This is a genomic window from Rhizobium sp. ERR 942 (assembly GCF_007828395.1).
Taxonomy (GTDB): domain Bacteria; phylum Pseudomonadota; class Alphaproteobacteria; order Rhizobiales; family Rhizobiaceae; genus Rhizobium; species Rhizobium dioscoreae.
In genome coordinates this window covers 433,454-458,658 of the sequence record NZ_VIUA01000004.1, presented here as the reverse complement: position 1 = coordinate 458,658, position 25,205 = coordinate 433,454, and the positions used below count along the sequence as shown (strand labels likewise).

Sequence of the window (25,205 nt, the reverse complement as noted above, 5' to 3'; positions counted from 1 at the left end):
CTTCCCTTCAGCTCAAGAAACACGCTAAGCTCCGATTTGCTTCTCGGACGCCCATCCGGCTCCGCCGATCTGTTAGTGGTGCTTGAAATATTGCACCTCGCGCTCATGCTTTTCGGCCGCCTCGCGGGTCTTGAACGTCCCGAGATTCTTGCGCTTGTGTGTCTTCGGATCGAGCTTGCGTGAGTAGAGACGATATTCACCGGATTTCAGTTTGCGGATCATGACGGTTTCTCCTTTGCTATGGATATAACCCCCGTCGGCAGCCCTGGTTCCGATCGTGCCAAGCCGCGATAAAAGCCCATCCGAAAGGAAAGACCGGCTTTTCCTTCGCCTGTATCGAGGAGGAAATCATTCCGCGCGCCGTTCGCCGGCGCTTTCTCTCTCTGCCAAAATAAGCGAAGATCTTTTGCCTGGGATCGCCTTCGGGATTGCCGTGAACTGCCTACCAGCCGTAGCTGAAGGTAGCGCCACTGCCATTATCCCCATCCTGCTCCACATCGGTTTCAGTATTTCGTCCGTACTGGAAAATGCCATAGGCATTGTTGTTGCCGTTCTGCCGCAAGGTTGCGGAATGACCATTGCCCTGCTGCTGGATGAAGCCGAGATTGCCTCGGCCGGCCTGGGCAATGCCAGCCGCGTTCCCCCGGCCCAGCTGCCGGATGTCGGCGTCTTTCAGGCCGCGGTACAGCGAATAGACGCGCAGTCCGGTCGAGAAAAGATCCGCATCCTCGGCATTATCAGGCACAAGGTTGAACGAGATCCGGCCACCGGCATAGGCTGGCGCGGACAAGGCGACCTGTCCCAGGCTCCCGGCAAGAAGAGTGATGGTAAGGATCTTAAACACGCTGCGGGTCATCCTGATCTCCATTGGCCGGCTGTCTGAGCCGATGACCAACCTTCGCATCTTTAAGCTGAACCCAGTCGGAATTGCCCGTTCAGTTGTGGTTCAGTCGTCTGGAATTGCGTGAAACCAAAGAGACAGAGCGGTTCAGAGGCTCCGTGAGAAACTGAACCGCTCTAAACCTGATCGAAAGCAAAAGGGCGCCAGGAGCCGGCGCCCTTTTAAAGGGATTTGCAGAGTTTGGAGGCCGATTAGTTGTCGCCGACCTGCTTCGTGCAGCTGAAACTCTTATCTCCGATCACAATATCCAGCGTTGCCCTGTATGCGGTTCCTTTGGAGCCGAGCGAGACGGAGCTGAGGATTGCCGGATGCCCGGCCGTGGCATCGAAATCGCCACTCTGGTTGATCATGGAACTTCCACCGTCTCCCGATTTTTCGACGCGAAACGTGTAAGTCCCGCCGACATGCGTGTCGGCGTGGACGAGCGCATCCAGTCTCACCATACCTGCTCCAGGCGTTGCTTTGATTTCGCAAAGCCCCGCATCGTCAGATTGGTTGGCAGTCGTCATGGCCGCAACGGCGCCGACGGGAAGCAGGACCAGCGCGAGGATCGTCATCAGTCGGCGTGGATGTTTGACGCTATTTGGCATGGGTCATCTCCCCAAATGGTCTGCTGTCGCGTTTGTGACTTCTTTCACGTCATCGCGCGGTCGCTTAAGGGCAGGCCTGGACGAAGGCCGCGACATTGCCGTTGCCGCCCTGGCTGACATTGGCGCTGCAGCCATGGCCGACCTGGACGCCAGCCGCGATGTTGCCATTGCCGTCCTGGGTAAGAATGGTCGTGTGGTTGGAGCCAAACTGGCCGATGCCAGCTATGTTGCGGTCACCGTTCTGATAGGTGGCGCCGTAATTGTCATTGCCTTCCTGACCGATAGCCGAAAGGTTGTGGCGGCCATATTGATGGCCGACGATCCGGTTGTAGGCGCCGTTCTGGTAGGTTCTGATGCGGTTTGCATACCCTTCCTGAGCGCCGCCGGCGGAGTTCGACCAGCCATATTGTTCGATACGCACATCGTTGGCCATGGCGGGGGCCGCGGCGGTGATGCCGACGAGAGCGACGAGTGCGGTTGCAATGAAAGACGTGCGGATCATGACTGTGTCTCCTCAGGCGGATAAGACCGCGGTTGAACGTCTTTCTTTTAGACGCCGCCTTCGGAACAGAAGCTGAAAGCACCATTCAGCCCGGGTTCATTCGCGGAGATCGGTACCAGCCTCTCGCAATTAGCGTTCCGAAGAAATGACATGGTGGCTCATTGGTTTCTAGCGAGCTGGCAGCTACCCGCACGATGAAAATGGATATAGGCCGGCGATTGTCTGCTCTGAAGGTCGGAAACATCGCAGGTAAAGAGCTTCTGCTCGTCGCATTAAAAAAACAATGCAACGGCTTGGTGCATGCGAAGCCCCGCGGGCCGCCTCCCTTGGATCAAGATCAATGTGGCTCGGTGCTATGAAAATCTGTGTTCCTTCCCGGTCAACGGCGTGGCGAACAAAGCCTCGCCGATCTGGATCGGTCGATCGCCGTCGGTGCGTGCGACAAGTGATATCAGTTCGGGGACATCAAGATGAACGACCGTGTCGGCGCCGAGCCGCTCGATATGGCGCCCGATCTCGATGCCGCCCCCTTGATCAATGCAGCACGGACAAGCGCTATTCGGGTTCCTGAAGATCTTGCGATCATCGGCTACGACAACTCTCCGATGGCCGCCATGCCGCTCGTCGGCCTGACGAGCGTCGATCAAAACCAGATGCTGCTCGGGCGGACGGCTGTGGAGGTGCTGCTCGGCAGGATCGATGGCCGGCGCGAGGCCAGACATCCGCTGATCGAACCCCGCGTGGAATTGCGCGGCACCACTTGACGCGCGATCCGGACGAAAAGGTAGTAAGACGCACCCGGTCGTGTCCGCCGCCCCTGCTCGGCATGGGGACAGCCGGATAGCTAACCGCTGTTTGCAAAGGCAGACGGGAAACATGCCGGTGCCAGCAATTGGACCGAGGATTTTTTCCTCCGCCCGATTGCCGGTTTGTCTACTGGCTTTGGCCAGCGCGGCTTGCTGTTCGTTTTTTCAGAACTTGTAGCTCGCGCCAACAAGCACCTTGTTCTGAGTGGCGCCGAACTCTCCGATCGCCGACCCGAAATCCTTGTTTCCAAAATCGGAATAGCGGTATTCGCCGCGAATGATGACATTATCCGTGAAGGCGTGCTCGATGCCGCCGCCGGCCGTCCAGCCGATCAGGATATCGTCTTTTTTCCCAACGCCGGGGGCATCAACCTTGCCGCCGGCGGCAGCGAGACCGGCTGTCGCAAAGAGCAGCGTCCGGTCCAGGGCGTAACCGACGCGAGCGCGGCCCGACGCATCCCATTCGAGATCCGCTTCCTTCTTGTCCTTGAAATTGTAGTTGAAGTCGTTTTCGATACCGTAGACGATATTGCCGGATTGGAAATTATATCCGGCATGAACGCCAGCCGTGCCACCGTCGAGATTGCGGTCGGTGCCCAGAACGGTCCCTTTGTTCCAGACATAGCCGCCCTGTCCGCCGAGATAGAAGCCGGACCAGTCATAGGCCGAATAAGCCTGTTCGGCGGCTGGCGCAGAACGCTCATAGGTGAGGTCGGCGGCGAGGGCCGGAACGGCCAGGAACGACGCCAGGGCGCCGACGACGAAAAGCTTGATATGCATAATGGCAGTGCCTCATGTTTTGCACCAGCGGAAAGGCGTTCGCGTGTCGCATCCGCCCGGCTCATAGGGTGACTATGTCGTCCCGCAAGATTGCTGTGTGTGCTTTCATGTTCATTTTTGTTGCGACGGCGAAAAAACACTGGGGAGTGTCAAAAGATGCAAGGTCGGCGGGTTGTCGGATTTGAAAACGGGGCCATCCCGGCGCGTCCCATGCCGCGTGATTTCGCAGGAAACATCCAGGCCCATGCGGTCAGCGCTTTTCGGCCGCCCCGAACACAGGTTTGGCCGCGAAGCGAAGAAGTCGATGAAGGTTCGAACCTTCATGCGTTCGGCGGCGGGCTTGATAATTCTTGAGCCCCCGGCGGAAACCTTGATTGCGAAGGCACCGGGCATGTACATGTGATGGGAACCGCATTGCTATTCCAGAAGCGGATAAGGTTGGAGAGCCGCATGAACCTCTTCCTCAAAAGCCTTGCAGACGCGCGCCGCGCGGGCAAGCCGGTCGGAATTACGTCGGTATGCTCGGCGCACCCGCTCGTGCTTGAAGCGACGATGTCGCTGGCTCGGCGGGAGGGTGGTCCCGTCCTGATAGAGGCTACCTGTAACCAGGTTAATCAGTTTGGCGGCTACACTGGAAAAACGCCGGCGGATTTTGCCGGAGATGTTCTCGCGCTCGCCGCGGCCAACGGGGTAACGACTTCCGACGTCATCCTCGGTGGCGACCATCTCGGACCCAATCCCTGGCGGCGGGAGACCGCCTCCGCGGCAATGGCCAAGGCCGAGGTCATGGTTGCTGAATATGTGAGAGCGGGCTTCACGAAAATTCACCTCGACGCATCCATGGCATGCGCCGATGACCCATCCGCCCTCGACGATGCGATCGTGGCTCAAAGGGCGGCAAGGCTTGCCAAAATTGCCGAGCAGGCTGCGCGGGAAGTCGGCACCAAGCCGCTCTACGTGCTGGGGACGGAAGTCCCGGTGCCGGGAGGCGCGGACCACGCGCTCGATGTTGTCGAACCGACCGAGGCCGAAGCCGCCACCGCCACCATCGAGATCCATCGCGAGATTTTTGCGAGGGAAGGGTTGTCGGAGGCGTTCGACAGATGCATTGCCTTCGTCGTCCAGCCGGGCGTGGAGTTTGGCAATGAGAACGTCGTTGGCTACAGACCTGAGCTCGCTAGGAAACTAACCAGCGTGCTGGATCATGAAGTGGGTCTGGTTTTCGAAGCGCATTCGACAGACTACCAGTCGGAAAGCGCGCTGACCGCACTGGTACGCGATGGATTTCCAATTCTGAAGGTTGGGCCTGGATTGACGTTCGCGCTGCGAGAAGGTCTCTTGGCGCTCGACTTGATCGCAACGGAACTTGACCCGGACTATGACCGCGACCTTGCCGTCACCATGGAGCGCCTCATGCTGAAACATACGGGCGACTGGGCGGGACATTATCATGGCAGCGAAGAGGCTATACGGCTTCAACTTCGCTACAGTTACAGTGACCGCATCCGTTATTACTGGGGTTATCCGGAGGCTGTTGGCGCCGTTCAAAAGCTGACCGATACACTTCATCGCCGCGAAATTCCGCCGACGCTGGCAAGCCAGTTCCTCGGGCGGATGGCAGACAGGATCGGCGCGAAGGACAGCGTCGACAGGATCGTCAAGACGTTTGTCGGTGGGGTCCTCGAGACCTACGCCCGTGCGTGCCGACAAGCCGGCTGACCGATCGGAAAACGGCTCTCCTGCCGCATATTCCGTTCATCATTGCCACCTAAAGCTCGAAAGGCCTCGCGATCGAGGCTCTTGCCATTCCCGCTTATAGGATCGCCTCCGTCCAGCCTTGTGTCTTCAGGTCGCTGCGGATACGCCATTTCAGGATTTCATCGATCAGGCGGCGTTTGACATCCTGATAGGCGGGGTCGCTCCACAGGTCATTGACTTCATTTGGATCGACAGACAGATCGAAAAGCTGGCCTTCGTCGCTCTCGACGAAGTGGACCAGCTTGAACCGCCTGTCGCGGATCATCGTCATGAATTCCGTGCCGCTCAGGATACGGTCGCCCGCATGTTCGGAGAAGACGAATTCGCGCGGCGTGACGTTCGCACCGGTGAGGTAAGGAGCCAAGGAACGTGCTTCCATCCATTTTGGCGCTTCAAGTCCCGCCAGCTCCAGGATTGTCGGCCCAAAATCGAAGAGCGAAACGAGGTCGCCGACGATCTTGCCACGCTCGACACGGCCCGGCGACCAGACGATTGCCGGCACGCGCACGCTCGGCTCGTACATCGTCCATTTCTGGCTGTGTCCATGATCGTTCAGACAGTCGCCATGATCCGACGTGAAGATGATGATGGTATCCTCAAGAACGCCGCGACGCTCGAGCGCCTCCATGAGCTTGCCGATCTGCGTATCGATCATCGAGACGTTGGCGAAATAATGCTCGCGTTGGCGGCGCAATTGTTCCGGCGTCGGATTTTCAAGATGCACGACCGCATCATGATCGACGCTGATATGTTGTTCTCTAAGCTTCTTGAGTGCCGATGGCTGCCCATCCATTGCCGCATGGTCACGGATCGCTTCTGGCAGATCGCGATCCCTATATTTGTCGAGATAGTCCTGTGTCGGATCGTAGGGCGGGTGCGGACCTGGAATGCCGATCTGCAGGAAGAATGGTTCTTGGCCCCGGTAGCGATCAAGCCACATGGCGGCGAACTCAGGGACGAAATTGTCCGAATGCAGATCTTCAGGCAGATCCCAGACAAAGGCGCCAAGACGTTCGCGATAATCTTCGAGCCGTCGGTATGTGACGCGGCTCGGCTTTTCGATGCCTCGGCTCCAGAAAGCCTTGTCCCAGTTGTCGAGATAAAACGGCAGCCGCTCGGTCGCTCTATCCTTGTTTTCGACAACATGCCTTTCGTGAAAACCGAAGGACTCCTCGAAGGGCGAGGTGTGCATCTTGCCGACATTGACACAGCGATAGCCAGCATCGGCAAGGCGGCGAACCCAGCTATGCGTCCAGCGCTCATCGTTGCGGAAGACGCCGTTGGTGTGCGGATAGAGTCCCGTGAACAGGCTTGCCCGCGAGGGCGCGCAGGACGGTGACGTCACGTACATGTGGCTGAAACACGTGCCGTCCCGAACCAGGCGATCAAGATTCGGCGTGATCATGTAGTCGAAACCGGCCGCCGCGATCGTATCGAAACGCTGCTGGTCGGTCATGACGAAGACGATGTTGGGCCTGTTCCTTGCCTCTGTCACGTCAATCTCCATTCAGGGATTTAAAGGGCGAGCGGGTACTGTCGCGTGCAAGCAGTTCCCAGTCGACCACACTCGTTCGCGGGTCCTCGCCGTTGATCCGCGCGACGATCAATTCGGCCGTGAGTTCGCCGATCCGATGACGGTCGGGCTTGATGGTGCTGAGCGAAGGGGTGACGTAGCTTGCCGCCTCGCTGTCGCCGAAGCCGACGACGCCGATATCGGCGGGCACTTTCCTGCCGCGCTCATGCAGCGCCTTCAGGACACCGAAGGCGACGACGTCGCTGTTGCAGATGATCCCGTCGATCCGTGGATTGCTGTCGAGCAGTTCATGGGCGAGCTCTTCGCCGAGCGCCGGCCGGCCGCCTTCCTGTCGAACAGCATAGACGAGATCCGGCAATCCGGCCGCGGCAATGGCGCGTGCTGAGCCGTGGGCGCGTTTCCTTGCCCGCATGTCGTTTTCGCGCATGCTGCCGAGAAAGGCGAGATGCCGGTAACCGCACGCAATCATGTGGTCGGCCTGCGCCCCGCCGGCCTCCCGATGATCCATGCCGACCGCGGAATCGATGATGTCGCCGCCGACATCCCACATTTCGACGACCGGAACGCCCGAGGACGTCAGCAGCTCAGTGACCTTGGTCGGGTGGTCGACACCGATAATGGCAACCGCGGCTGGGCGCCAACTGAGGATCGAGCGCACGAGCGTTATCTCCTGGTCAGGATCATAGCGCGTATTGGCGAGCATGACCTGAAGATTGTCTTTGAGAAGCGCCGATTGCAGGGCATCGATAATGGAGGCAAATTCAGAATAATAGAGCGATGTCACGACGACGCCGACGATGTCGGATCTCGTCCCCGACAATCCCCCGGCCAGCCGGTTCGGCACATAATTCAGCTCGTCCATGGCCTTGGCGATCTCTCGCCGCAGTTCCGGCCTCACCGTGTTGGGCGCGCGAAGCGCCCGCGAGACCGTATTGATGGAAACCCCGACCCTGACGGCGATCGAAGCCAGTGTTGGTGCGCCGCCCTTTTCTCGCTCCTCCACGTTCGCCCCCATTCTCCTCGCAAAAATTTGCTCAAGTGAGCGTTGCGTTATCGTTAACTTTATGTCATTTCTCGAACGAGGAGACAAGAGCGCAAAATTTTTCCAACGAGACTTTCCATTGAAATTTGCGTTCTGGCAGCAGGGAAGGACGTAAAGCGTGGCCGACCGCCCCAATATCATCCTGATCATGACCGACCAGCAGCGATACGACTCCATCGCCGCGCTTGGATTTCCCTATGCGGTTACGCCCAATCTTGATGCGCTTGTCGAAAAGGGGGTGACGCTGACTGATTGTCATATCAACGCTCCCAGCTGCGTTCCCTCACGAGCCAGCCTCTTCACTGGCTACTATCCACATACCACCGGGGTGCTCGCCAATGGTCAGCGCTGGCAGAGGACATGGGTCGACCAGTTGAGGGATGCCGGCTATCGTTGCGTCAACGTCGGCAAGATGCACACCATTCCCTACAATTCGGACTCCGGTTTCCACGAGCGTTACGTCGTCGAAAACAAGGATCGTTACATGGAGGGGCGCTGGTATTTCGACGAATGGGACAAGGCGCTCGCCGCGAATGGTCTGGTCAAGCAGCAGCGCGAGACCTATCGTCGGCGGGAGGATTATCGCGAGCGTCTTGGCGCCTTTGATTGGGAATTGCCCGAGGAGCTGCATTCCGACGCTTTCGTCGGCAATATGGCGAAGTGGTGGATTGACACATATCCACGGACCGAACCGCTTTTCCTGCAGGTCGGCTTCCCAGGCCCGCATCCGCCGTTCGATCCGCCGGCGCGATATTCCGAGCCTTACCTCAAGCGCAACGATCTGCCGTTGCCCAAGCCGTCGCGCCAGGAGCTCGATTCCTTGCATCAGGAACTGAAGGAGAAGCGACAGCACGACGTCGAGGTCGATCACGATTCGGTTGTCTGGAGCCTTGATCCGTCGCCCGAGCAGATGCAGCGGCTCTGGGCTCACTATCTCGGCAACGTGACGCTGATCGACCAAAAGATCGGTGAGTTGCTGGAAGCCTTGAAGGAGCGCGGCTATCTGGAGGATGCGATCGTCATCTTCACCTCCGACCATGGCGAGTGCCTCGGCGACCACGGCCTGATCCAGAAATGGTCGATGTATGACGTCGTCACACGGGTGCCCACCATCATCTGGTCGACCGCAAATCGATTCGAGGGTGGCAGGGAGCTAAACGGCCTCTGCCAGCTCTTCGATCTCGGTCCGACCATATTGGAATATGCGGGGATCACGCCGCCGAAGAGCTTCGAGGCGCGCAGCCTGAAGTCGGCGCTGGAGACGGGTGAGTGGACGCCTCGTACCCACGTATTCTGCGAGCAGATCGGTGACGTCGCCATGAGCGGCGGCGTGGAATTCATGACCGGCGTGCGTAGCGAGGGATGGAAGTTGGTCCATTTCAAAGGGTCGAGCGACGGACAGTTGTTCGATCTCAAGAACGATCCTGGCGAGGTGCAAAATCTCTGGGACGATCCCGCATGCGAGGCGCGAAAGCGCGAACTTCTCGATGTCATGCGGGACTGGCTCATCGAGTCGAACTACCGCACGCGCGATGTCATGGCGGGTGTGCGGTGACAGATTTTCAGGAGGCAACCGCAACCAGATCGTCCCCGCCCGCAAAGGATGGGATGGTATGGATCGAAGGTGGCAGCTTCCTGATGGGATCGGAAGATTTTTATCCCGAGGAAGGGCCCGTTCATCGCGTGCGGGTCGACGGCTTCTTCATGGATGCCACGCCGGTCACGAACCGGGACTTTTCGCGCTTCGTCGCCGATACCGGTTATGTGACGGTCGCGGAGCAGACGCCGGACCCATCGGTTTATCCCGGCGCCGATCCGGCTATCCTGCAGCCGGGATCATTGGTCTTTCGAGCGCCGCGGAGGTCCGGCGATATGCGCTTCTGGGGTGATTGGTGGCACTTTGCGGCGGGTGCATGTTGGCATCGGCCCGATGGCATCTCGTCTCTGACGGAGGCGATGATGGATCATCCGGTGGTGCAGATCTGCCATGCCGACGCGACAGCCTATGCGCGCTGGGCCGGAAAGGCTTTGCCGAGCGAGGCGGAATGGGAGTTCGCCGCCCGCGGCGGCGTGGAAGGGGCGACCTTCGCCTGGGGCGAGGAGCTCGAGCCCGACGGCCGCAGGATGGCGAATATCTGGAACGGCGATTTTCCGATGGCCAATCTTCCCGGCAAGGCTGAGTTCGGCACCACGCCGGTCGGAGCCTTTCCCGCAAATGGCTATGGTCTTTCCGACATGATCGGCAATGTCTGGGAGTGGACGGACGATTACTGGACGGACCGCCATCCAGACGATGCAGCGAAGCCTTGCTGTGTTCCGAAAAATCCGAGAGTCGCCATTGCCGAGCAAAGCTACGACCCGCGTCAGCCGGCGATCCGCATTCCGCGCAAGGTGTTGAAGGGTGGATCGCATCTTTGCGCGCCGACTTATTGCCGCCGCTATCGGCCGGCGGCCCGGCATCCGGAAATGATCGACAGCGCCACGACCCATATCGGCTTCCGTTGTGTCAGCCGTCAGGCTGACAAGTCTCGCGGCGAGCAATGTGCAGTTGGGAGCGAACGCCAATGACCATCGCGACGAACGCGACCATACGCCCTGGCGCTCCGCGGCGCCCGTTGCTGACGACGCCTGCCGCGATGCTGGGTCTGAATGTGGCCGCTGTCGTCATCGGCATCGGCCTTTGGTGGCTGGTGACGGCCGAAGGGCTGGTTGGTCTGCCAACGCCTGCCCAGGTGGCCGCGGCCGCCGCCGCCGAGGCTAAAAATGGCATCCTGCTCGGCGATGCGCTGGCCAGTCTCGGCCGGGTCATGACGGGCTTCTGCCTCGGCCTGATCGTCGCTGTTCCCGTCGGCTTCCTGATGGGGTGGTATCGCATCGCCCGGGGCATCATCGAGCCCTATGTGCAATTCTTCCGCACCATTCCACCGCTGGCGATCATTCCGCTTGCGATCGTGACGATGGGCATCGACGAGACACCGAAGATCTTTGTCATCTTCCTCGCCGCTTTCCTGTCGAGCGTCGTTGCAACCTACCAGGGGGTGATTAGCGTCGACAAGACACTCATCAACGCCGCGCGCGTATTGGGAGCGGACGATTTCACCATTTTCCGCCGCGTGATCATTCCGGCCTCAACGCCTTATATCATGGTCGGCGTGCGCATTGGCCTCGGTTCGTCCTGGGCCACCGTCGTCGCAGCCGAACTTATCGCCGCGCAGTCCGGCCTGGGCTACCGCATGCAGCAGGCCCAGCTCTATTATGATCTGCCCACCATTTTCGTGAGCCTGATCGCCATCGGCGTTCTCGGCCTGCTCATGGATCGGATCGTCATGATGGCCGACCGTATTCTCACAGCATGGCAGGAAAAGCTATGACGCCGAAGATTTCGTTTCAGAACGTTTCGAAAAGCTTCGATCTTGCGGGTCAGGCAGCCTTTACCGCATTGCAAAACCTTGACCTCGATATCGAGGATGGCGAGTTCATCACCGTCGTCGGCCCTTCCGGCTGCGGCAAGTCGACAGCCATGAACATCGCCGCGGGATTGACCCCGCCGTCATCGGGGCAGGTATTGGTCGACAATATGCCTGTGAAAGGGCCGGGGCCGGAACGCGGTGTCATCTTCCAGCAATATGCCCTGTTTCCGTGGCTGACCGTGCGGCAGAATGTTGAGTTCGGGCTTCAAATCTCCGGCCGTCCCAAGGATGAGCGCCGCGGCATCGCCGACCATTTCATCGAGCTCGTCGGCCTAACGGACTTCGCCGATGCATTGCCGAAGATGCTTTCAGGCGGCATGAAGCAGCGCTGCGCCATTGCCCGGGCCTATGCGGTCAATCCGAAGATATTGCTGATGGATGAACCTTTCGGCGCGCTCGATGCCCTGACGCGCGTGCAATTGCAGGACCAGCTTCTTGCCATGTGGAGCAAGGAGCGCCGTACAGTGATGTTCATCACGCATGATGTCGACGAGGCGGTCTATCTGGCAAGCCGGGTTATTGTGATGGCGGCCCGTCCGGGTCGGCTCCACAAGATCATTCCCGTGGACCTTGCCTTTCCCCGGACGGAGGAGATGCGGCTTTCGCCGCGGTTTTCCGAGCTGCGCAACGAGGTCTGGCGGGCCGTCTATCACCCTGCCTCAAACTGAAGATCAGCAATCACAGGAGGACATGATCATGCTGACGAGACGCAGTTTATTGACGACGGCCGCGGCTCTGACGGCCGCCACCGCGATGCCTATGATCGCTAGGTCGGCCCGCGCGGCCTCAAAGCCGATCCGGATCGGCTATCTCTCCGACTTTCCCAATTCGAGCCTGTTCGCGATTGCCAACGATCAGAAGCTTTGGCAGGCCGAAGGGCTGGAGCCGGACCTGAAGGTGTTCACCAATGGTCCCATTCAGATCCAGGCCATGGGTGCGGGGAGCCTCGATTTCGGGACGATCGGGCCGGGCGCGCTGTGGCTTCCGGCCAGCGGCCATGCCAAGGTGCTCGGCGTCAACGATATCGGGTTCAGCGATCGCGTCATCGCCCAGGCGGCATTTACCTCGATCGCCGATCTCAAGGGCAAGAAGGTCGGTGTCCCACAAGGCACATCCGGAGAGATGATCCTGCGCATGGCTCTCGGCAAGGCTGGCCTGACGATCAAGGACGTGCAGGTCGTCCCGATGGATCCGAGCACCGTCGTGGCTGCATTCTCCTCCAAGCAGATCGATGCGGCGGGCATCTGGTATCCCTTGATCGATGCGATCAAACCACGTGTCCCCGATATGAAGGAGCTGGCCTCGAACAAGGATTTCTATCCCGATACCTCGTTCATCAACACCTTCGTGGCGCGCAACGAGACGATCCAAAGCGATCCCGATCTTGCCAAGAGCTTCCTGAAGGTCATCAAGAAGGCCATGGACTACAGGGTTGCCAATCTCGATCATTCGATTGAGTTGACGGTCGCCTTTACGCAATCGCCTCCCGATGCGACGGCCAAGGTTGCGAAAAGCCGAAAACTTCTAACGAGCGGCGAGCTGAACAAGTTCACCGAGGACGGCAGTGTCACGAAGTGGTTGGGTGAATTCAACAAGATGTTCGTCGATTTCGGAACCATCAAGGATCCGCTGCCACCGGAAAAATATTTCGACGCGACATTGTTCCTCTCCGCTTGAAAACGGGCCTGCATGGCGGCAAGGCTGTCGTGTGGCGCGGCAGCCGCGATCAAACATATTGGCCTTTCATACCGGAAGAGCGTGCCCATAGTCACCATCGTCCATTCGATCGAGGGGCAATCACATGAGGGCAAGCGCCGAATCTACGATCGTCCGGCAAGCAAACAACGGCTGGGGGCACGTGGCGGCGGCGCTTGGTTTCGTCAAATGATGGGAGGCCTTGCCAGCAACCTCCGCGGCCGCATCGCCAGACGGTGATGACAAGCGGATCACCAGAGCCGCGGATGCGGTCCTGGGGCTCATGGTCCATATTTCGGTCTATCCGACCTAATTGGTCACCGGCTCGCCGAGCGTATGCATCAGGCGGTTCGCCCAGCCGAAAATTGCCGACGAGAAGACGAGATCGATGGATTCCAATTCAGACAAGCCCACGTCGGCCAATGCCTGCGCATCTGCTTTCGTGGCTTCGGGCGGCGTTGGCGACAGGCGTGCGGAAAAATCAAAGATCGCCTGCAGGTGCTCGTCGAGTTCCGCATCCAGGCCGTCCGTGAAGATTGCTTCGATCACGTCGGTTCTTTTGGTCTGGCTGATGAAGCGGGAGGCGTGAACCGCGGCGCAGTAGACGCAGTGGTTGACGATGGACGCGGCCGTCGCGCCCAGTTCGCGCTCGCTCGAAGCAAGCCCATCCTTTCCGTACATGATCAGATTGAACAGTGGAGAGCGGACGCTCAGCGATTCCGGATCATGCGCGAGCGTCAGGACATAGGGCGAAATGCCCTTGTTTGATGGCGTCACCTGCATGGCCGCGCGCTGTTCCGCGGTCGCGGTCTCGAGGTCGACTGGAACGACATAAGGCTGCCAGCGCGGAATTTTGGTGGTGAAGGCATGGACGACCTCGCTCATTGTCTTGCTCCGATCAATGCCAATCCCGCGATGACGCGCACCTGGTAGTTCACGAAGGCTGCCAGTTCGGAGAGGCGGACGATGTCGGCATCGGCCACGCCGCTGGCGCGCAATGCCTCTATGTCGGCGCGGGTCGCCTCCCTCGGTGCGACGGTCAGCCGGTCGGCGTGACGAACGATCTCGGCGGCGCGTGGGTCCTCCACGGTCGTGCCAGGTGAGGAGAGCGGGGCAGTCGCGGTTTCGCCCGCCCGCTCCACGAGAGCATCATAGTGGCGCGCCAGCGCCTCGTTGTGATTTTGCCGGGCCATGCGGGCGGCAAGCGCCGCCCGAAGTCCATGGGACAGACCGCCGGGATCGCGTGGCAGCAGCACCGCGTCATGGGCTGCCTCGCTCAGGCGCAGGATCTCAGCGCGCTTTTCCATGGCTTCGGCGAGCGCGGAGCCAGGCTTCACGGAGACTAGGGTTTCGATGAGTGTCAAAACAGGCTCCTCGGGTGCGTCTTTGGGGGCAGCATCTAGGTAGGCGTGACACATCATTATGTCAAATGATAATGATTAAGCGACTTTCATGCGAAATAATTATCTAATTCCGATCGTCAAGTGAGAATTCTTATGCTTTACTCGCATTAAGAGGGGTGTTTCATGTCAATTATGCATTCTAACTCTTTCGATATTCGTCAACTTGAAGCCTTCGCGGCGGTGATTTCCGCGGGTAGCGTGACCGGGGCGGCGCGCTTGCTGGGCCGATCGCAACCGGCGGTCACCAGGCTCATCCAGGATCTGGAAGCCGATATCGGCTATGCGCTCCTGCATCGAAGCGGTCCACGGATCACGCCGACCTCGCGAGGCGTGCTGTTTCATTCCGAGGTCGAGCGCCATCTTGCCAGTCTCACACATATCCGTGAGCGCGCGGAGGCGATCGGTCGTGATGAACCACCCACGCTGACGATCGCGGCCACGCCGTCGCTTGCGGCGGGCGTTCTGCCGCGGGCACTCGCGGCCGTTGCCCCGGATCTGATCCCGCGTCATCTACATGTGCAGGCGCTTGCGGCCGAAAACGTCGTCCAGGCAGTGCTCGCCCGCTCGGCGGATTTGGGGATCGCAAGCCTGCCGCTCGAACATCCGGGCCTCGAAATACACTGGATCGCGGAGGCGCCATGTGTCGTCGCCATCGCCGCGAACGATCCGCTCGCCGACCGTGACGTGGTGCGTCTTGCCGATCTCGCCGATCGCCGCATCATCACCCTGGCAAATCCATATCGCTTGCGGCATCGAGTCGATGAGGCACTGGAACGGGCAGGGGTCTCGCCGGACCGGATTATCGACGTCAATGCTTCACTGACGGCGCTGTCGTTGGTTCGGGCAGGACTAGGGGTTGGCATCGTCGAGCCGGCGACCGTCGTCGGCGTGCCGCTTGACGGTGTCGTGATGCGCGTGCTTGATCACACCATCCCCTTTCTCTTCGGTGCGATATCGCCCGCCGCGCTGCCGCTCACATCGACGATCACGGCAGTGATCGAGGCGGCGCGCGCGGTGGCTTTAACGATGCCAGGCTGCCGCCTGTTCGACTCGAGCGGCGCGGAAGCGCTGGCCGATACCATTTACGGGCAAACCGCGAGACCTGAGGGAGCGTCGATATGAGCGACCTTTCAATCTTGCCGGACGGTCTCGATGCTCTTGAGGCGCGGCTGCGGCAGGATCTCGCCTGGCTGGAACTGCCGGCCAAATCCTGGGTGCCGCCGCGCATGATCGACGGTCAGCCTGTCGTCGATGTCGTCATCATTGGCGCGGGCATGGCCGGGCTCGTCGCCTCCGCGATGCTGAAGAGGCTGGGCGTCGCCAACCATGTCGTGCTCGACAAGGCACCCGCGGGTCGCGAGGGGCCTTGGGTCACCTTCGCCCGAATGCGAACGCTACGCTCTCCCAAACAGCTCACCGGTCCAGCGATGGGGCTGCCCGCCCTGACGTTTCGCGCCTACTATGAAGCGCGCTTTGGCCGGGAGGCGTGGGTCGCACTCGACCGCGCGCCGCGTGAGACGTGGATGGAATATCTGATCTGGTACCGTAAGGTGCTCGAGCTTCCCGTCCGCAACGGCGTGACAGTCGATGCGATCCTCCCACGCGAGGACGGAATGCTTGATCTTGTCTGCACCGAGGACGGTCTCAAGGAGACGATCATTGCGCGTCATGCGGTGTTGGCGACCGGCCGCGATGGTCTGGGCGGCCCGTTCGTGCCAGATATCGCGAAAAGTATCGGTGGCAAGTTCTGGGCGCATACCGCTGACGACATCGATTTCGCGATGCTGCGCGGCAAGCGGATAGGCGTGATTGGTGCCGGCGCCTCGGCGATGGACAATGCAGCGACCGCTCTCGAAGCCGGTGCGGCGCGCCTCGACATGTTCGTGCGCCGCAGGAAGCTGCCGCGGATCAACAAGTTCACGGGCATCGGCAGCCAGGGCGTCGTGCACGGATTCGCCGGCCTTCCCGATGAGTGGAAGTGGCGCTTCCTCAATTATGCCATGGCCCAGCAGACGCCGCCGCCGCGGCCGAGCGTCTTGCGCGTCAGTTCCTTCCCGCAAGCCCATCTCCATCTTGAGAGCCCGATCAGCAGGCTGGAGCAAGAAGGCGACCACGTCATCGTGACGACGCCGAGGGCCAGCTATCCCGTCGACTTTCTGATCTTTGGGACGGGCTTCAAGATCGACTTGAGCAATCGACCGGAGCTTGCCGCCTTCGGCCCACATATACGCTTGTGGCGCGATCGCTTCCCGGTGCCGACGGAGATGCCCAACGCCGAACTCGAGGAATCCCCCGATCTCGGAGAGGCGTTCGAATTCCTCGAAAGAGAGCCGGGCTCGTGCCCGACGCTGGCAAGGATTCACTGCTTCAATTTTCCGGCGACACTCAGTCACGGCAAGCTCACCGGCGACATCCCCGCGATCAGCGAAGGTGCCGACCGCCTGGCGCGTGGCATTGTCCGCGCCCTCTTTGTCGTCGACCGCGAGAAACACTTTGAAAACCTCCAGGCTTTCGACACGCCGGAACTCCTCGGTGACGAGTGGGCGGATGACGATACCAAGGAGCCTTCCGAACTATCTTCCGAAAGGACCTGAGACCCGCAATGCTTGAGATCAAGAACCTAAAGCTGTCTTACGGAAGCACGCAAATTCTAAATGGTGTGGACCTGTCGGTGAAACGGGGCGACGTGGTGTCGATCATCGGCCCGAGCGGCACCGGCAAGACGACGCTTCTCAAGTGCATCAACCATCTGACCAAGCCGTCCTCCGGCTCGATCGCGTTGGATGGCATCCGCATGGATTACGCTCGCCCCGACAAGGCTGCGGTGCAGGCGATCCGTCTTCGCACGGCGATGGTTTTCCAGCAGTTCAACGTCTTCAAGAACATGACCGTCATCCAGAACGTCATGGACCCGCTGGTGGTCGTTCAGCGCAAGCCGAAGGAAGAGGCCCGCGCGATCGCCGCGCGGGAACTCGAGCGCGTCGGACTTGCCGACAAGCTCGACAACTATCCCTCCCAGCTCTCAGGTGGTCAGCTCCAGCGGACCGGCATCGCCCGCGCCTTGGCGGTCAAGCCGGACGTGATGCTGTTCGACGAGCCGACATCATCGCTTGACCCCGAACTAGTGAACGAGGTCCTGAAGGTGATCAAGGATGTGACGTCCTCGGGCATCACATCGCTCCTCGTCACCCATGAGATGCAGTTTGCCAAGAACATCTCGAACCGCATCGTCTTTATGGACGGGGGCGTCGTCGCCGCAGACGGCACTCCGGCTGAAATCTTCGATACACCCTCCAACCCACGCCTCGCTCAGTTTCTCAATTCGGAACGCGCGATCCAGTAGAAAGGATGCCTGAAATGACTTCCATGAGTTCAATCTCACGCCGTGGCCTCGGTCTCGCCGTAGCAGGCGTCGCGATCGCCTTCGCAACCGCCTCGTTCGCCGAGGACGTCCGCACGATCAAGATCGCCACCGCGGCCGAATCGAAGCCGCTCTCCTGGGGCGCGATCGGCGTCGAGCCGCAGGGTTACGAACCCGACGTGCTGAGGGCGATCAACGCGAAGCTGCCCCAGTACAAGTTCGTCATGGAAGGTGCGGCCGACATCGCCCAGGAAACCGGCCTTGCCACCGGCAAGTACGACATCGCGACGGGCGGCTATTATCGCGCGCCCGCTCGTGAAAAGCAGTTCCTCATTCCTGAGGCCCCGATCGGTGCGAGCTTGATCAAGATCTATAGCCGCAAGGATAGCGGCATCAACGAGATGAAGGATCTGGTCGGCAAGAAGATCGTGCCCGTCACCGCAGGCGGCGGCATCTACAAGTTCGCAACGGCATGGCAGGAGCAAAACCCGGCCTACAAGATCGAGATCACCGCCTCAAGCGCCGGCGTTCCCTATCCGGACCGGCTGAAGGAAGTGCAGAACGGCAAATACGATGCGCTCGTGCTGCCATCCAACCTTGGCGAGCAGACCGTGATCGACCAGCAGAAGCTCGACATCAAGACAAGCGAGCCGGTCGCGATCAACCAGACCTTCGTGCTGATCCATCGCTCCGAGGAGAACAAGGCCCTCTCCGACGCCATCGACAAGGCTCTGAAGGAGCTCAAGGCCGACGGCACGCTTGCCAAGCTCTCGCAGAAGTGGTTCGGCGAAGACATCACCACGTATATGAAGTAATGCCGGGCGCCGACCCCGGTGGTCAGGCTCAAAGACTGAGAGAAGGAGTGTTCCGAAGTGGACCTTTCCATCATGATCCCAGAGCTGCTCTCGGCCCTGCCGCTGACGCTTGCGATCACGTTCACGGCCATGATCGCCGGCTTCGTGCTGGCGTTGATCGCGACGACGTTCCGGGTTCGCAGGATCCCGGTGATCAGCCAATTGGCGGATCTCTACGTATCCTATGCCCGCAGCGTGCCCGTCGTCCTGCAATTGTTCGTCGCCTTCTACGGGCTTCCCGTGCTTGTGGGTGTGTTCGGCGTCGCGGACTTCGTGTCCCCGACCATCGCGGCGATGCTGGGCTTGAGCCTCTATCACGGCGGCTATCTGTCCGAAGTCATGCGGCCGGCCTATCTCGCCGTCGAACGCGGCCAGCATGATGCGGCGGACAGTCTTGGCTATACGTTCCGCCAGAAGCTCACGCGCGTTCTCGGTCCACAGGCGGTTCACATCGCGCTTCCCGGCTACGGCAATTCGATCATCTATCTGATCCATAACGTCGCGCTCGTCATGTATATCGGCGCGGCCGATGTCATGGCGACCGCTCATCTTGTCATGGAACGCGACTATAACCAGTACCAGTTCGAAACATACCTCGTGCTGGCGGTGCTCTATTCGTTGCTTTGCCTAGTCGCCTGGTCTGTCGTCCGCTTTTTCGAGCTTCGTTCCGCGAGATTTTCTCCAGGCGCGAAGCGCGGCGGAACCACGATGATGGCAAGCGTCTGATCGAAGGAGTTGCTATATGTTCGATATCGACGTTCTTCTCCCCGATCTTTGGGATATCCTGGGTGCGGTACCCCTCACGCTCGCGATGGCGCTTGCGATCTTCGTCTTCTCGACGATCATAGGCAGCCTGTTTGCCATGGTGGAATATCGGCGTATCCCTGTCCTGCGGCAGCTTGTCGTCGCTTACAAGGTCGCGTTCAAGGGCGTGCCGATGGTCGTGGTGATCTTCCTCGCCTATTATGGCCTTCCCTCGACCCTGCAATTCCTGACATCGCTGATTGGCGTGGACTATAACGGCCATTCGACGCCAAACTGGGTCACGCTCATCGTCGCTCTGACGGCCTGCGTCGCCGCTTTCCAGGCGGAAGTCGTCAAGGGCGCGCTGAATTCTTTCGACACCGGCCAGGCCGATGCAGCCTATTCGCTCGGCTACAAGAAGAGCCAGCTCTTCCGCCGGGTCATGCTTCCGCAGGTCATCGTCGCGGCGATACCGGATCTTGCCAATTCCTTCATGGTCATCATGAAGGCGCTTTCCCTGGGGTTCGCCATCGAGGTGGTCGACATCTTCGCGCAGTCGCAACTGACCGCAGCGCTGAACTTCTACTATCTCGAGGCCTTCCTGGTCGCGGTCGTGATCTACATGGTGATAGCCTATGCAGTAACCCAGATCGCGGACAGGACGGAGCGAGCGCTCAGGGTGCGGACTTGATCTCGACCCAACGCTTCCCACGCGGCAAGACAAGACGGTCTCCATCGGCTGATCGTCCTTGAAAGCCGCGGCCGGGGACGAGCACCCGCGCCGTCTACTCTTTCCTCTCCAGGCCGCCTTTTTGGAAATTCATTTCTCCCCATTCTCGTTAGTCCACTTAATTTATAGACTAAAGTCAAATTGGAGAGAGTGGCAATGAGCATCGAAAAGTCCGACAGCGGTCTAGGAAGACGGGAGCTGCTGAAATTATCCGCGGCGGCTGGAGTTGCCGTTGCCGGCGCTTCGCTGATCGGGCGAAAGCCCGCCTTCGCGGCCGGGGAAGAGCCGTCCCTAAAGGGTAAGCGCATCGCCATCAGCGCGACCGGAACCGACCATTTCTTCGACCTGCAGGCCTATAATGCCCAGATCGAAGAGGTCAAACGCCTCGGGGGCGAGCCGATCGCCGTGGACGCGGGGCGCAACGACGCCAAACTGGTCTCGCAATTGCAGACGCTGATTGCCCAGAAGCCGGATGCCATCGTTCAGATCCTCGGGACGCTCAGCGTCATCGACCCCTGGCTGAAGAAGGCGCGCGACGCCGGCATTCCGGTTCTGACGGTCGACGTCGGCTCGACCAATTCGATCAACAATACCACCTCCGACAACTGGGGCATCGGCAAGGACCTGGCGCTCCAGCTCGTCTCCGATATCGGCGGCGAAGGCAATATCGTCGTCTTCAACGGCTTTTACGGCGTGACGCCTTGCGCGATCCGCTATGACCAGCTGGTCAATGTCGTCAAATATTTCCCGAAGGTGAAGATCCTCCAGCCGGAACTGCGCGACGTCATCCCGAATACCGTGCAGGACGCTTTCACCCAGATCACCGCGATTTTGAACAAATATCCGGAAAAGGGGTCGATCAAGGCGATCTGGTCGGCATGGGACATCCCGCAGCTCGGCGCGACCCAGGCGCTTGCCGCCGCTGGCCGCACCGAAATCCGCACCTACGGCGTCGATGGCAGCCCGGAAGTGCTGCAGCTCATCGCCGATCCGAAATCGCCCGCTGGCGCCGACGTCGCTCAACAACCCGCGGAAATCGGCCGCACCGCCATCCGCAATGTTGCGAAGCTTCTTGCCGGTCAGACGGTGCCGCGCGAGACCTACGTTCCAGCGCTTCTGGCCAACAAGGCCAATGTCGGCGAGGTCACCAAGAAACTCGGCATTGGCTGATAGTCCGCTCCGGGCGATGCCGCCATGGCTGGATCGCCCGGAACATGTCCGCTGGAGACCGAGATGAGCGCCATTTCTTTCAAGCAGCCGGTGACGGCAAAAGACGACATCATCCGCTTTGAAGGCATCGTCAAGCGCTTCGGCGGAGCGCAGGCGCTGGCGGGTGCGTCGCTTGGCGTCAGACGTGGAACCATCCACGGTCTCGTCGGCCAGAACGGTGCGGGCAAGTCGACATTGATCAAGCTGCTTGCCGGTCTTCATCAGCCGGATGACGGGAGGATCGAGATCGAAGGGCAAGCTTTCGATAGGCTGACCCCGCATCTCGCGAAAGAGCTCGGCGTTCACTTCATTCATCAGGATCGGCTTCTCGTGCCGACTTTTACGGTCGGCGAAGCCCTGTTTCTCGGCCGGGAGCCGCGCATACCAGGCACGCCATTTCTCGATCGCCGGCTGATGCAGCGCCGTGCATCCGATATCCTCAAGGATTATTTCGGTGTGCGGTTGCCGAATAGCGCGCTGATCGGTGAATTGTCGACGGCCGAAAAGCAGATCGTCCAGATCACCCGCGCGCTTCTCAACCAGCCTAAGGTGCTTGTCTTCGACGAACCGACGGCGGCATTGGTGCGTCGCGAGGCCGATATCCTCTTCCGCCTGATCCGTCGCCTGCGCGATGAAGGCGTGACCATCATTTACATCTCGCATTACCTGAACGAAATCGAGGAACTCTGCGACCATGTCACCGTGCTGCGCAACGGGCTGGACGTCGCTTCGGTACCGATCCGGGAAACATCGGCCGCAGCGATCGCGCGGCTGATGGTCGAGCGCGACATCAAGGACATGTTTCCGAAGCCGGTTGTTGCTCCCGGCGATGAAATCCTCAAGGTCGAACGGCTTTCGGCGCCCGGAAAATACGAGGATGTCAGCTTCACCCTTCGTCGCGGCGAGGTGCTGGGCCTCACTGGTTTGCTCGGTTCCGGGGCAAAGGAGCTGGTCCGCTCTCTCTTCGGTCTGGATAGGCCGGCCTTCGGCCGTATCGAAATCGGCGGCAAGGCTTTCCGTTTCGCCAATCCCAGTCGCGCGACGGATAACAGGATCGCCCTGGTGCCCGAGGATAGGCGCCGCCATGGCATCGCGCTCGACCTCAGCGTCGCGGAAAATATCAGTCTTTCCAGCCTCGATCGCTTCACGCGCCTCGGCTTTCTCGACCGCACGGGCGAAAGGCGGGAAGTCGATGCCCTGATTGAACGCCTGCAGGTAAAGACCAACGGGCGTAACGCCTTGCTGCGTACGCTTTCGGGTGGCAATCAGCAGAAGGTGGCGATAGCCAAATGGCTCAGTCGCCATTCCGAGGTCTACCTCCTCGACGAGCCGACGGTCGGCGTCGACATCGGCTCCAAGGTCGAGATCTATACGCTGATCGGCGAACTCGCGGCGCGCGGCGCCGGTGTCATAGTCCTGTCTTCCGACCTGCCGGAACTCCTTGGCATCACGGATCGCATCCTTGTGCTCTTCCGTGGCCGGGTGGTGCGGGAATTCATATCGTCGGAGACGACGGCGGATGCCGTGCTCGTCGAAGCCACCGGATCGTCGGAAGGACAGCGCCATGTCGGCTGAGGTAGAATTCGCGCCTTCCGGATTTTCGACCTTAGAAGAACCTGCCCGGCCGGCCGGCAATATAGCGGCCACGGCATTGCGCTTCGGGTCGCTGATCGCCTTTGGGGTCATCCTGATCGTCTTTTCGCTGACCGCGCCTTACTTCCTCAGCATCGGCAATATCGGCAATGTGCTCGGCCAATCAGCCATCTCCGGCGTGCTCGCGATCGGACTGACGATCGTCCTCATCGCCGGCGGCTCCAATGTCGTCACCGGCGGCATCGACCTGTCGCTTGCCGCCAATATGGGCCTCAGCGCCGCCGTCTATGCCAGCCTCACACAACTCGGCTTTGGTGATGTCACGGCGATCCTGGCATCGATCCTGACTGGTACACTGATCGGCGCGGCCAATGCTATCGCCGTCGTCTATGCCGGTATCGTGCCGCTACTCGCCACGCTTGCCGTCATGAACGTCGTTGCCGGCCTGGAACTGGTGCTGACGGGAAATACCGTCCTTCCGGCTTCCACGCCATTCCTGTCGGCGCTTTCTGCTTCGGACTCCCTCGGCATGCCGATCCTCGCCTATGTGCTCATTGGCTTCACGGCGATTGCGACGGCGATCGTGCAATATACGCCGCTTGGTCTGCGCCTTTACGCTGTCGGCGAGTTTCCGGATGCCGCGCGCGCCGCTGGCCTTCCGCTTCGTCGCCTGCTTGCCGGCGCATTCGTCGCCAGCGGCCTATCTGGCGGCATCGCCGGCATCCTCTCGGTTTCCTACCTGAGCGGCAGCACGACGGGTTCCGGCGAGATGCTGTTGCCCGTCGTTGTCACCGCTTTGCTCGGTTCGGTCTTTTCACGCAGGCTGGTTCCAACAGTGACTGGAACGTTGCTTTCAGCTCTGCTGGTCGGCTTCCTCACCAACGGTTTCCAGCTGCTCAATATTTCGAGCACGCTGGTCAGCGGCGTGCAGGGCCTGCTCATTCTCATCGTGGTCTCCGCGACCACCCTGTTGCGTCGGCAGGAGGCCTGAACATGTCGCTCCATGTTTCCGCACACGCCCCGGTTGGCTTGACGCGGCTGATCGCCGCCAACCTAGTGCGCCATGGGCTGATACTCGCGCTGGTTGCGGTCTTCGCCGTCTTTTCCCTGATCACACCGACATTCCTGACCCTTGCCAACCTGCAGAGCATCCTGGTCAACAATTTCACGTTGCTTGCCATCGTTTCCATCGCCATGACCTTCGCCGTTGCATCTGGCGGCATCGATCTTTCGGTGGGAACGGCGATGGATTTCGCAAGCTTTGCCTTCGTCTCGCTTGTCCTTGCCGGACAGCCGGTGGCATTTGCTGCGCTTACCGGATTGGGGGCCGGGGCGCTTGTCGGTGCTTTCAATGCGCTGCTGATCTCAGGGATTGGCGTCTCGCCGTTCCTTGCGACGCTCGGCACGCTGTTCATCGGCCGCAGCATCCAGCAGCTGCTGACCAATGGCGGCAATCCCGTCTATCTGCCGCCGAACGGCGTGCCAGAGGCTTTCCGTTTCCTTGGCCACGGCACGATCGGGGGGGTCCCTGTGCCGCTCGTTGCCGCCATACTCATCATCGCGGTCGCCGCGGTCATTCTTGCCCGCACGCGCTTCGGCCGCGTCGTGCTGTCGATCGGTATCCAGCCGGGTGTCGTGCGCTATTCCGGTATTGCGGCTCCCGCCTATATAGCGGCCACCTTCATATTGGTCGGATTGATCGCAGCCGTCGCTGGCCTGATTCTGACCGCGACCGTCACCGTCTATATCCCGTCTTCCGGCAATGCATTTCTGCTGAATGCCATCGGCGCAACCTTCATCGGCACGACGCTCAGTCCGCTCGGGCGGCCGAACGTCGCTGGTACCGTGCTGGGTGTGCTGCTGCTCAGTATCGTGGCCAATGGACTTTTATTGACCGATCTGAATTTCTACTGGCAGCAGGTCGGTACGGGAACACTGATCTTCACCGTGCTCGCCCTGAGCTTCATGAACCGGAAAGCGGCTGGCCGCCCGTGAGGCAAGCCGCTTTCCGACTGCTCTATCTGCCGCATTTTTCTCGCCCTGTCCGATTCCGAAATCTACGCGCCGAGCCAAGCGTCGGCTACGCTCGCAGATCCACACGCCTAGGTCGGGGCAGTGTTTAGCAACAGGCTTCGCCCGCCGAATTTTACGAAAAAGGGTCCCGGAGGACCCTTTTTGATTATATCGATAATAAACCTCCACCTACGGTGGAGGACTGGACGAGTTCTACACG

The 25,205-nt window shown here is 60.2% G+C and carries 26 protein-coding genes and 1 pseudogene; 17 read left to right on the top strand and 10 right to left on the bottom strand.

What is annotated here, in order from left to right; translation table 11 throughout:
* Window positions 1–72: 72 nt before the first annotated feature.
* The 4 genes from FBZ97_RS19015 to FBZ97_RS19000 form a co-directional block, all read right to left on the bottom strand.
* On the bottom strand, window positions 73–222 hold the full coding sequence (locus FBZ97_RS19015) for a hypothetical protein (RefSeq protein ID WP_095438695.1): 150 nt from the start codon (window positions 220–222) through the stop codon (window positions 73–75).
* Between the two features lie 220 nt (window positions 223–442).
* Complete coding sequence (locus FBZ97_RS19010; RefSeq protein WP_113353443.1) at window positions 443–856, bottom strand: curlin; 414 nt, start codon at window positions 854–856, stop codon at window positions 443–445.
* Between the two features lie 236 nt (window positions 857–1,092).
* The gene (gene csgH / locus FBZ97_RS19005; RefSeq protein ID WP_113353442.1) at window positions 1,093–1,491 is read right to left on the bottom strand and encodes a curli-like amyloid fiber formation chaperone CsgH; all 399 of its coding nucleotides are present in this window, start codon (window positions 1,489–1,491) and stop codon (window positions 1,093–1,095) included.
* 64 nt (window positions 1,492–1,555) lie between these two features.
* Window positions 1,556–1,993, bottom strand: a complete 438-nt coding sequence (locus FBZ97_RS19000) for a curlin (RefSeq protein ID WP_113353441.1) — start codon at window positions 1,991–1,993, stop codon at window positions 1,556–1,558.
* A 470-nt stretch (window positions 1,994–2,463) separates the two neighbouring features.
* Between FBZ97_RS19000 and FBZ97_RS18990 the strand changes: the two genes are divergently transcribed.
* Window positions 2,464–2,757: a substrate-binding domain-containing protein gene (locus FBZ97_RS18990; protein WP_113388794.1), complete on the top strand. Its 294-nt coding sequence runs from the start codon at window positions 2,464–2,466 to the stop codon at window positions 2,755–2,757.
* 207 nt (window positions 2,758–2,964) lie between these two features.
* Here the strand turns inward: FBZ97_RS18990 and FBZ97_RS18985 are convergent, their stop codons facing one another.
* Together FBZ97_RS18985 and FBZ97_RS18980 are read right to left on the bottom strand one after the other, a co-directional pair.
* Window positions 2,965–3,579 carry an outer membrane protein gene (locus tag FBZ97_RS18985; RefSeq protein ID WP_113353439.1) on the bottom strand — a complete coding sequence of 205 codons (615 nt, stop codon included), beginning with the start codon at window positions 3,577–3,579 and terminating at the stop codon, window positions 2,965–2,967.
* Between the two features lie 111 nt (window positions 3,580–3,690).
* Window positions 3,691–3,978, bottom strand: coding sequence for a hypothetical protein (locus tag FBZ97_RS18980; RefSeq protein ID WP_113353438.1), 288 nt, complete (start codon window positions 3,976–3,978; stop codon window positions 3,691–3,693).
* A gap of 51 nt (window positions 3,979–4,029) precedes the next feature.
* On the opposite strand from FBZ97_RS18980, the gene FBZ97_RS18975 reads away from it, so the two are divergent.
* Entirely contained in the window at window positions 4,030–5,298 is a 1,269-nt protein-coding gene (locus tag FBZ97_RS18975; RefSeq protein ID WP_113388793.1) for a D-tagatose-bisphosphate aldolase, class II, non-catalytic subunit, read from the top strand.
* Between the two features lie 94 nt (window positions 5,299–5,392).
* On the opposite strand, the gene FBZ97_RS18970 is transcribed toward FBZ97_RS18975, so the two are convergent.
* Both FBZ97_RS18970 and FBZ97_RS18965 read right to left on the bottom strand, forming a co-directional pair.
* Complete coding sequence (locus FBZ97_RS18970) at window positions 5,393–6,832, bottom strand: sulfatase-like hydrolase/transferase (protein ID WP_246661801.1); 1,440 nt, start codon at window positions 6,830–6,832, stop codon at window positions 5,393–5,395.
* A gap of 1 nt (window position 6,833) precedes the next feature.
* Complete coding sequence (locus FBZ97_RS18965) at window positions 6,834–7,886, bottom strand: LacI family DNA-binding transcriptional regulator (RefSeq protein ID WP_145321211.1); 1,053 nt, start codon at window positions 7,884–7,886, stop codon at window positions 6,834–6,836.
* 145 nt (window positions 7,887–8,031) lie between these two features.
* Here FBZ97_RS18965 and FBZ97_RS18960 point away from each other — a divergent pair, with 145 nt between their 5' ends.
* The 5 genes and pseudogenes from FBZ97_RS18960 (at window position 8,032) to FBZ97_RS18940 (ending at window position 13,060) form a co-directional block, all read left to right on the top strand.
* Window positions 8,032–9,468 (top strand): sulfatase-like hydrolase/transferase, encoded by a 1,437-nt coding sequence (locus FBZ97_RS18960; RefSeq protein WP_113388791.1) that lies wholly within the window; start codon window positions 8,032–8,034, stop codon window positions 9,466–9,468.
* A 53-nt stretch (window positions 9,469–9,521) separates the two neighbouring features.
* Window positions 9,522–10,481, top strand: a complete 960-nt coding sequence (locus FBZ97_RS18955; protein WP_145321214.1) for a formylglycine-generating enzyme family protein — start codon at window positions 9,522–9,524, stop codon at window positions 10,479–10,481.
* 68 nt (window positions 10,482–10,549) lie between these two features.
* Complete coding sequence (locus FBZ97_RS18950) at window positions 10,550–11,284, top strand: ABC transporter permease (RefSeq protein WP_113353587.1); 735 nt, start codon at window positions 10,550–10,552, stop codon at window positions 11,282–11,284.
* Window positions 11,281–12,064: pseudogene (locus FBZ97_RS18945) on the top strand (ABC transporter ATP-binding protein); the annotation flags it as partial. The gene FBZ97_RS18950 and the pseudogene FBZ97_RS18945, both read left to right, overlap by 4 nt.
* A gap of 72 nt (window positions 12,065–12,136) precedes the next feature.
* Entirely contained in the window at window positions 12,137–13,060 is a 924-nt protein-coding gene (locus FBZ97_RS18940) for an aliphatic sulfonate ABC transporter substrate-binding protein (RefSeq protein ID WP_233788539.1), read from the top strand.
* A gap of 327 nt (window positions 13,061–13,387) precedes the next feature.
* Here FBZ97_RS18940 and FBZ97_RS18935 read toward each other — a convergent pair whose 3' ends face one another.
* Entirely contained in the window at window positions 13,388–13,963 is a 576-nt protein-coding gene (locus tag FBZ97_RS18935; RefSeq protein ID WP_145321216.1) for a peroxidase-related enzyme, read from the bottom strand.
* Complete coding sequence (locus FBZ97_RS18930) at window positions 13,960–14,442, bottom strand: hypothetical protein (protein ID WP_113388787.1); 483 nt, start codon at window positions 14,440–14,442, stop codon at window positions 13,960–13,962. The genes FBZ97_RS18935 and FBZ97_RS18930 overlap by 4 nt, the downstream gene beginning before the upstream one ends.
* Window positions 14,443–14,604: 162 nt before the next feature.
* On the opposite strand from FBZ97_RS18930, the gene FBZ97_RS18925 reads away from it, so the two are divergent.
* The 10 genes from FBZ97_RS18925 (at window position 14,605) to FBZ97_RS18880 (ending at window position 24,967) form a co-directional block, all read left to right on the top strand.
* Entirely contained in the window at window positions 14,605–15,603 is a 999-nt protein-coding gene (locus FBZ97_RS18925) for a LysR family transcriptional regulator (protein ID WP_145321218.1), read from the top strand.
* Entirely contained in the window at window positions 15,600–17,075 is a 1,476-nt protein-coding gene (locus FBZ97_RS18920) for an NAD(P)/FAD-dependent oxidoreductase (RefSeq protein ID WP_145321220.1), read from the top strand. The genes FBZ97_RS18925 and FBZ97_RS18920 overlap by 4 nt, the downstream gene beginning before the upstream one ends.
* A gap of 8 nt (window positions 17,076–17,083) precedes the next feature.
* Window positions 17,084–17,824, top strand: coding sequence for an amino acid ABC transporter ATP-binding protein (locus tag FBZ97_RS18915; RefSeq protein ID WP_145321222.1), 741 nt, complete (start codon window positions 17,084–17,086; stop codon window positions 17,822–17,824).
* 14 nt (window positions 17,825–17,838) lie between these two features.
* Complete coding sequence (locus tag FBZ97_RS18910) at window positions 17,839–18,657, top strand: amino acid ABC transporter substrate-binding protein (protein ID WP_145321224.1); 819 nt, start codon at window positions 17,839–17,841, stop codon at window positions 18,655–18,657.
* 57 nt (window positions 18,658–18,714) lie between these two features.
* Entirely contained in the window at window positions 18,715–19,422 is a 708-nt protein-coding gene (locus FBZ97_RS18905) for an amino acid ABC transporter permease (RefSeq protein WP_145321226.1), read from the top strand.
* Window positions 19,423–19,438: 16 nt separating this feature from the next.
* A complete protein-coding gene (locus FBZ97_RS18900; protein WP_113331713.1) occupies window positions 19,439–20,131 on the top strand; it encodes an amino acid ABC transporter permease in 693 nt (230 codons plus the stop codon).
* A gap of 195 nt (window positions 20,132–20,326) precedes the next feature.
* Window positions 20,327–21,340, top strand: coding sequence for a sugar ABC transporter substrate-binding protein (locus FBZ97_RS18895; protein WP_145321228.1), 1,014 nt, complete (start codon window positions 20,327–20,329; stop codon window positions 21,338–21,340).
* A 63-nt stretch (window positions 21,341–21,403) separates the two neighbouring features.
* Window positions 21,404–22,954 (top strand): sugar ABC transporter ATP-binding protein, encoded by a 1,551-nt coding sequence (locus tag FBZ97_RS18890; RefSeq protein WP_145321230.1) that lies wholly within the window; start codon window positions 21,404–21,406, stop codon window positions 22,952–22,954.
* Complete coding sequence (locus FBZ97_RS18885) at window positions 22,944–23,963, top strand: ABC transporter permease (RefSeq protein WP_145321232.1); 1,020 nt, start codon at window positions 22,944–22,946, stop codon at window positions 23,961–23,963. The genes FBZ97_RS18890 and FBZ97_RS18885 overlap by 11 nt, the downstream gene beginning before the upstream one ends.
* A 2-nt stretch (window positions 23,964–23,965) precedes the next feature.
* On the top strand, window positions 23,966–24,967 hold the full coding sequence (locus FBZ97_RS18880; protein WP_145321233.1) for an ABC transporter permease: 1,002 nt from the start codon (window positions 23,966–23,968) through the stop codon (window positions 24,965–24,967).
* Window positions 24,968–25,205: the final 238 nt, after the last annotated feature.

Coding starts and splice junctions, on each gene's coding strand:
- FBZ97_RS19015 (WP_095438695.1), bottom strand. CDS start 222: ATGATCCGCAAACTGAAATCCGGTGAATATCGTCTCTACTCACGCAAG.
- FBZ97_RS19010 (WP_113353443.1), bottom strand. CDS start 856: ATGACCCGCAGCGTGTTTAAGATCCTTACCATCACTCTTCTTGCCGGG.
- csgH (WP_113353442.1), bottom strand. CDS start 1,491: ATGCCAAATAGCGTCAAACATCCACGCCGACTGATGACGATCCTCGCG.
- FBZ97_RS19000 (WP_113353441.1), bottom strand. CDS start 1,993: ATGATCCGCACGTCTTTCATTGCAACCGCACTCGTCGCTCTCGTCGGC.
- FBZ97_RS18990 (WP_113388794.1), top strand. CDS start 2,464: ATGAACGACCGTGTCGGCGCCGAGCCGCTCGATATGGCGCCCGATCTC.
- FBZ97_RS18985 (WP_113353439.1), bottom strand. CDS start 3,579: ATGCATATCAAGCTTTTCGTCGTCGGCGCCCTGGCGTCGTTCCTGGCC.
- FBZ97_RS18980 (WP_113353438.1), bottom strand. CDS start 3,978: ATGTACATGCCCGGTGCCTTCGCAATCAAGGTTTCCGCCGGGGGCTCA.
- FBZ97_RS18975 (WP_113388793.1), top strand. CDS start 4,030: ATGAACCTCTTCCTCAAAAGCCTTGCAGACGCGCGCCGCGCGGGCAAG.
- FBZ97_RS18965 (WP_145321211.1), bottom strand. CDS start 7,886: ATGGGGGCGAACGTGGAGGAGCGAGAAAAGGGCGGCGCACCAACACTG.
- FBZ97_RS18955 (WP_145321214.1), top strand. CDS start 9,522: ATGGTATGGATCGAAGGTGGCAGCTTCCTGATGGGATCGGAAGATTTT.
- FBZ97_RS18950 (WP_113353587.1), top strand. CDS start 10,550: ATGCTGGGTCTGAATGTGGCCGCTGTCGTCATCGGCATCGGCCTTTGG.
- FBZ97_RS18940 (WP_233788539.1), top strand. CDS start 12,137: ATGCCTATGATCGCTAGGTCGGCCCGCGCGGCCTCAAAGCCGATCCGG.
- FBZ97_RS18935 (WP_145321216.1), bottom strand. CDS start 13,963: ATGAGCGAGGTCGTCCATGCCTTCACCACCAAAATTCCGCGCTGGCAG.
- FBZ97_RS18925 (WP_145321218.1), top strand. CDS start 14,605: ATGTCAATTATGCATTCTAACTCTTTCGATATTCGTCAACTTGAAGCC.
- FBZ97_RS18920 (WP_145321220.1), top strand. CDS start 15,600: ATGAGCGACCTTTCAATCTTGCCGGACGGTCTCGATGCTCTTGAGGCG.
- FBZ97_RS18915 (WP_145321222.1), top strand. CDS start 17,084: ATGCTTGAGATCAAGAACCTAAAGCTGTCTTACGGAAGCACGCAAATT.
- FBZ97_RS18910 (WP_145321224.1), top strand. CDS start 17,839: ATGACTTCCATGAGTTCAATCTCACGCCGTGGCCTCGGTCTCGCCGTA.
- FBZ97_RS18900 (WP_113331713.1), top strand. CDS start 19,439: ATGTTCGATATCGACGTTCTTCTCCCCGATCTTTGGGATATCCTGGGT.
- FBZ97_RS18895 (WP_145321228.1), top strand. CDS start 20,327: ATGAGCATCGAAAAGTCCGACAGCGGTCTAGGAAGACGGGAGCTGCTG.
- FBZ97_RS18890 (WP_145321230.1), top strand. CDS start 21,404: ATGAGCGCCATTTCTTTCAAGCAGCCGGTGACGGCAAAAGACGACATC.
- FBZ97_RS18885 (WP_145321232.1), top strand. CDS start 22,944: ATGTCGGCTGAGGTAGAATTCGCGCCTTCCGGATTTTCGACCTTAGAA.
- FBZ97_RS18880 (WP_145321233.1), top strand. CDS start 23,966: ATGTCGCTCCATGTTTCCGCACACGCCCCGGTTGGCTTGACGCGGCTG.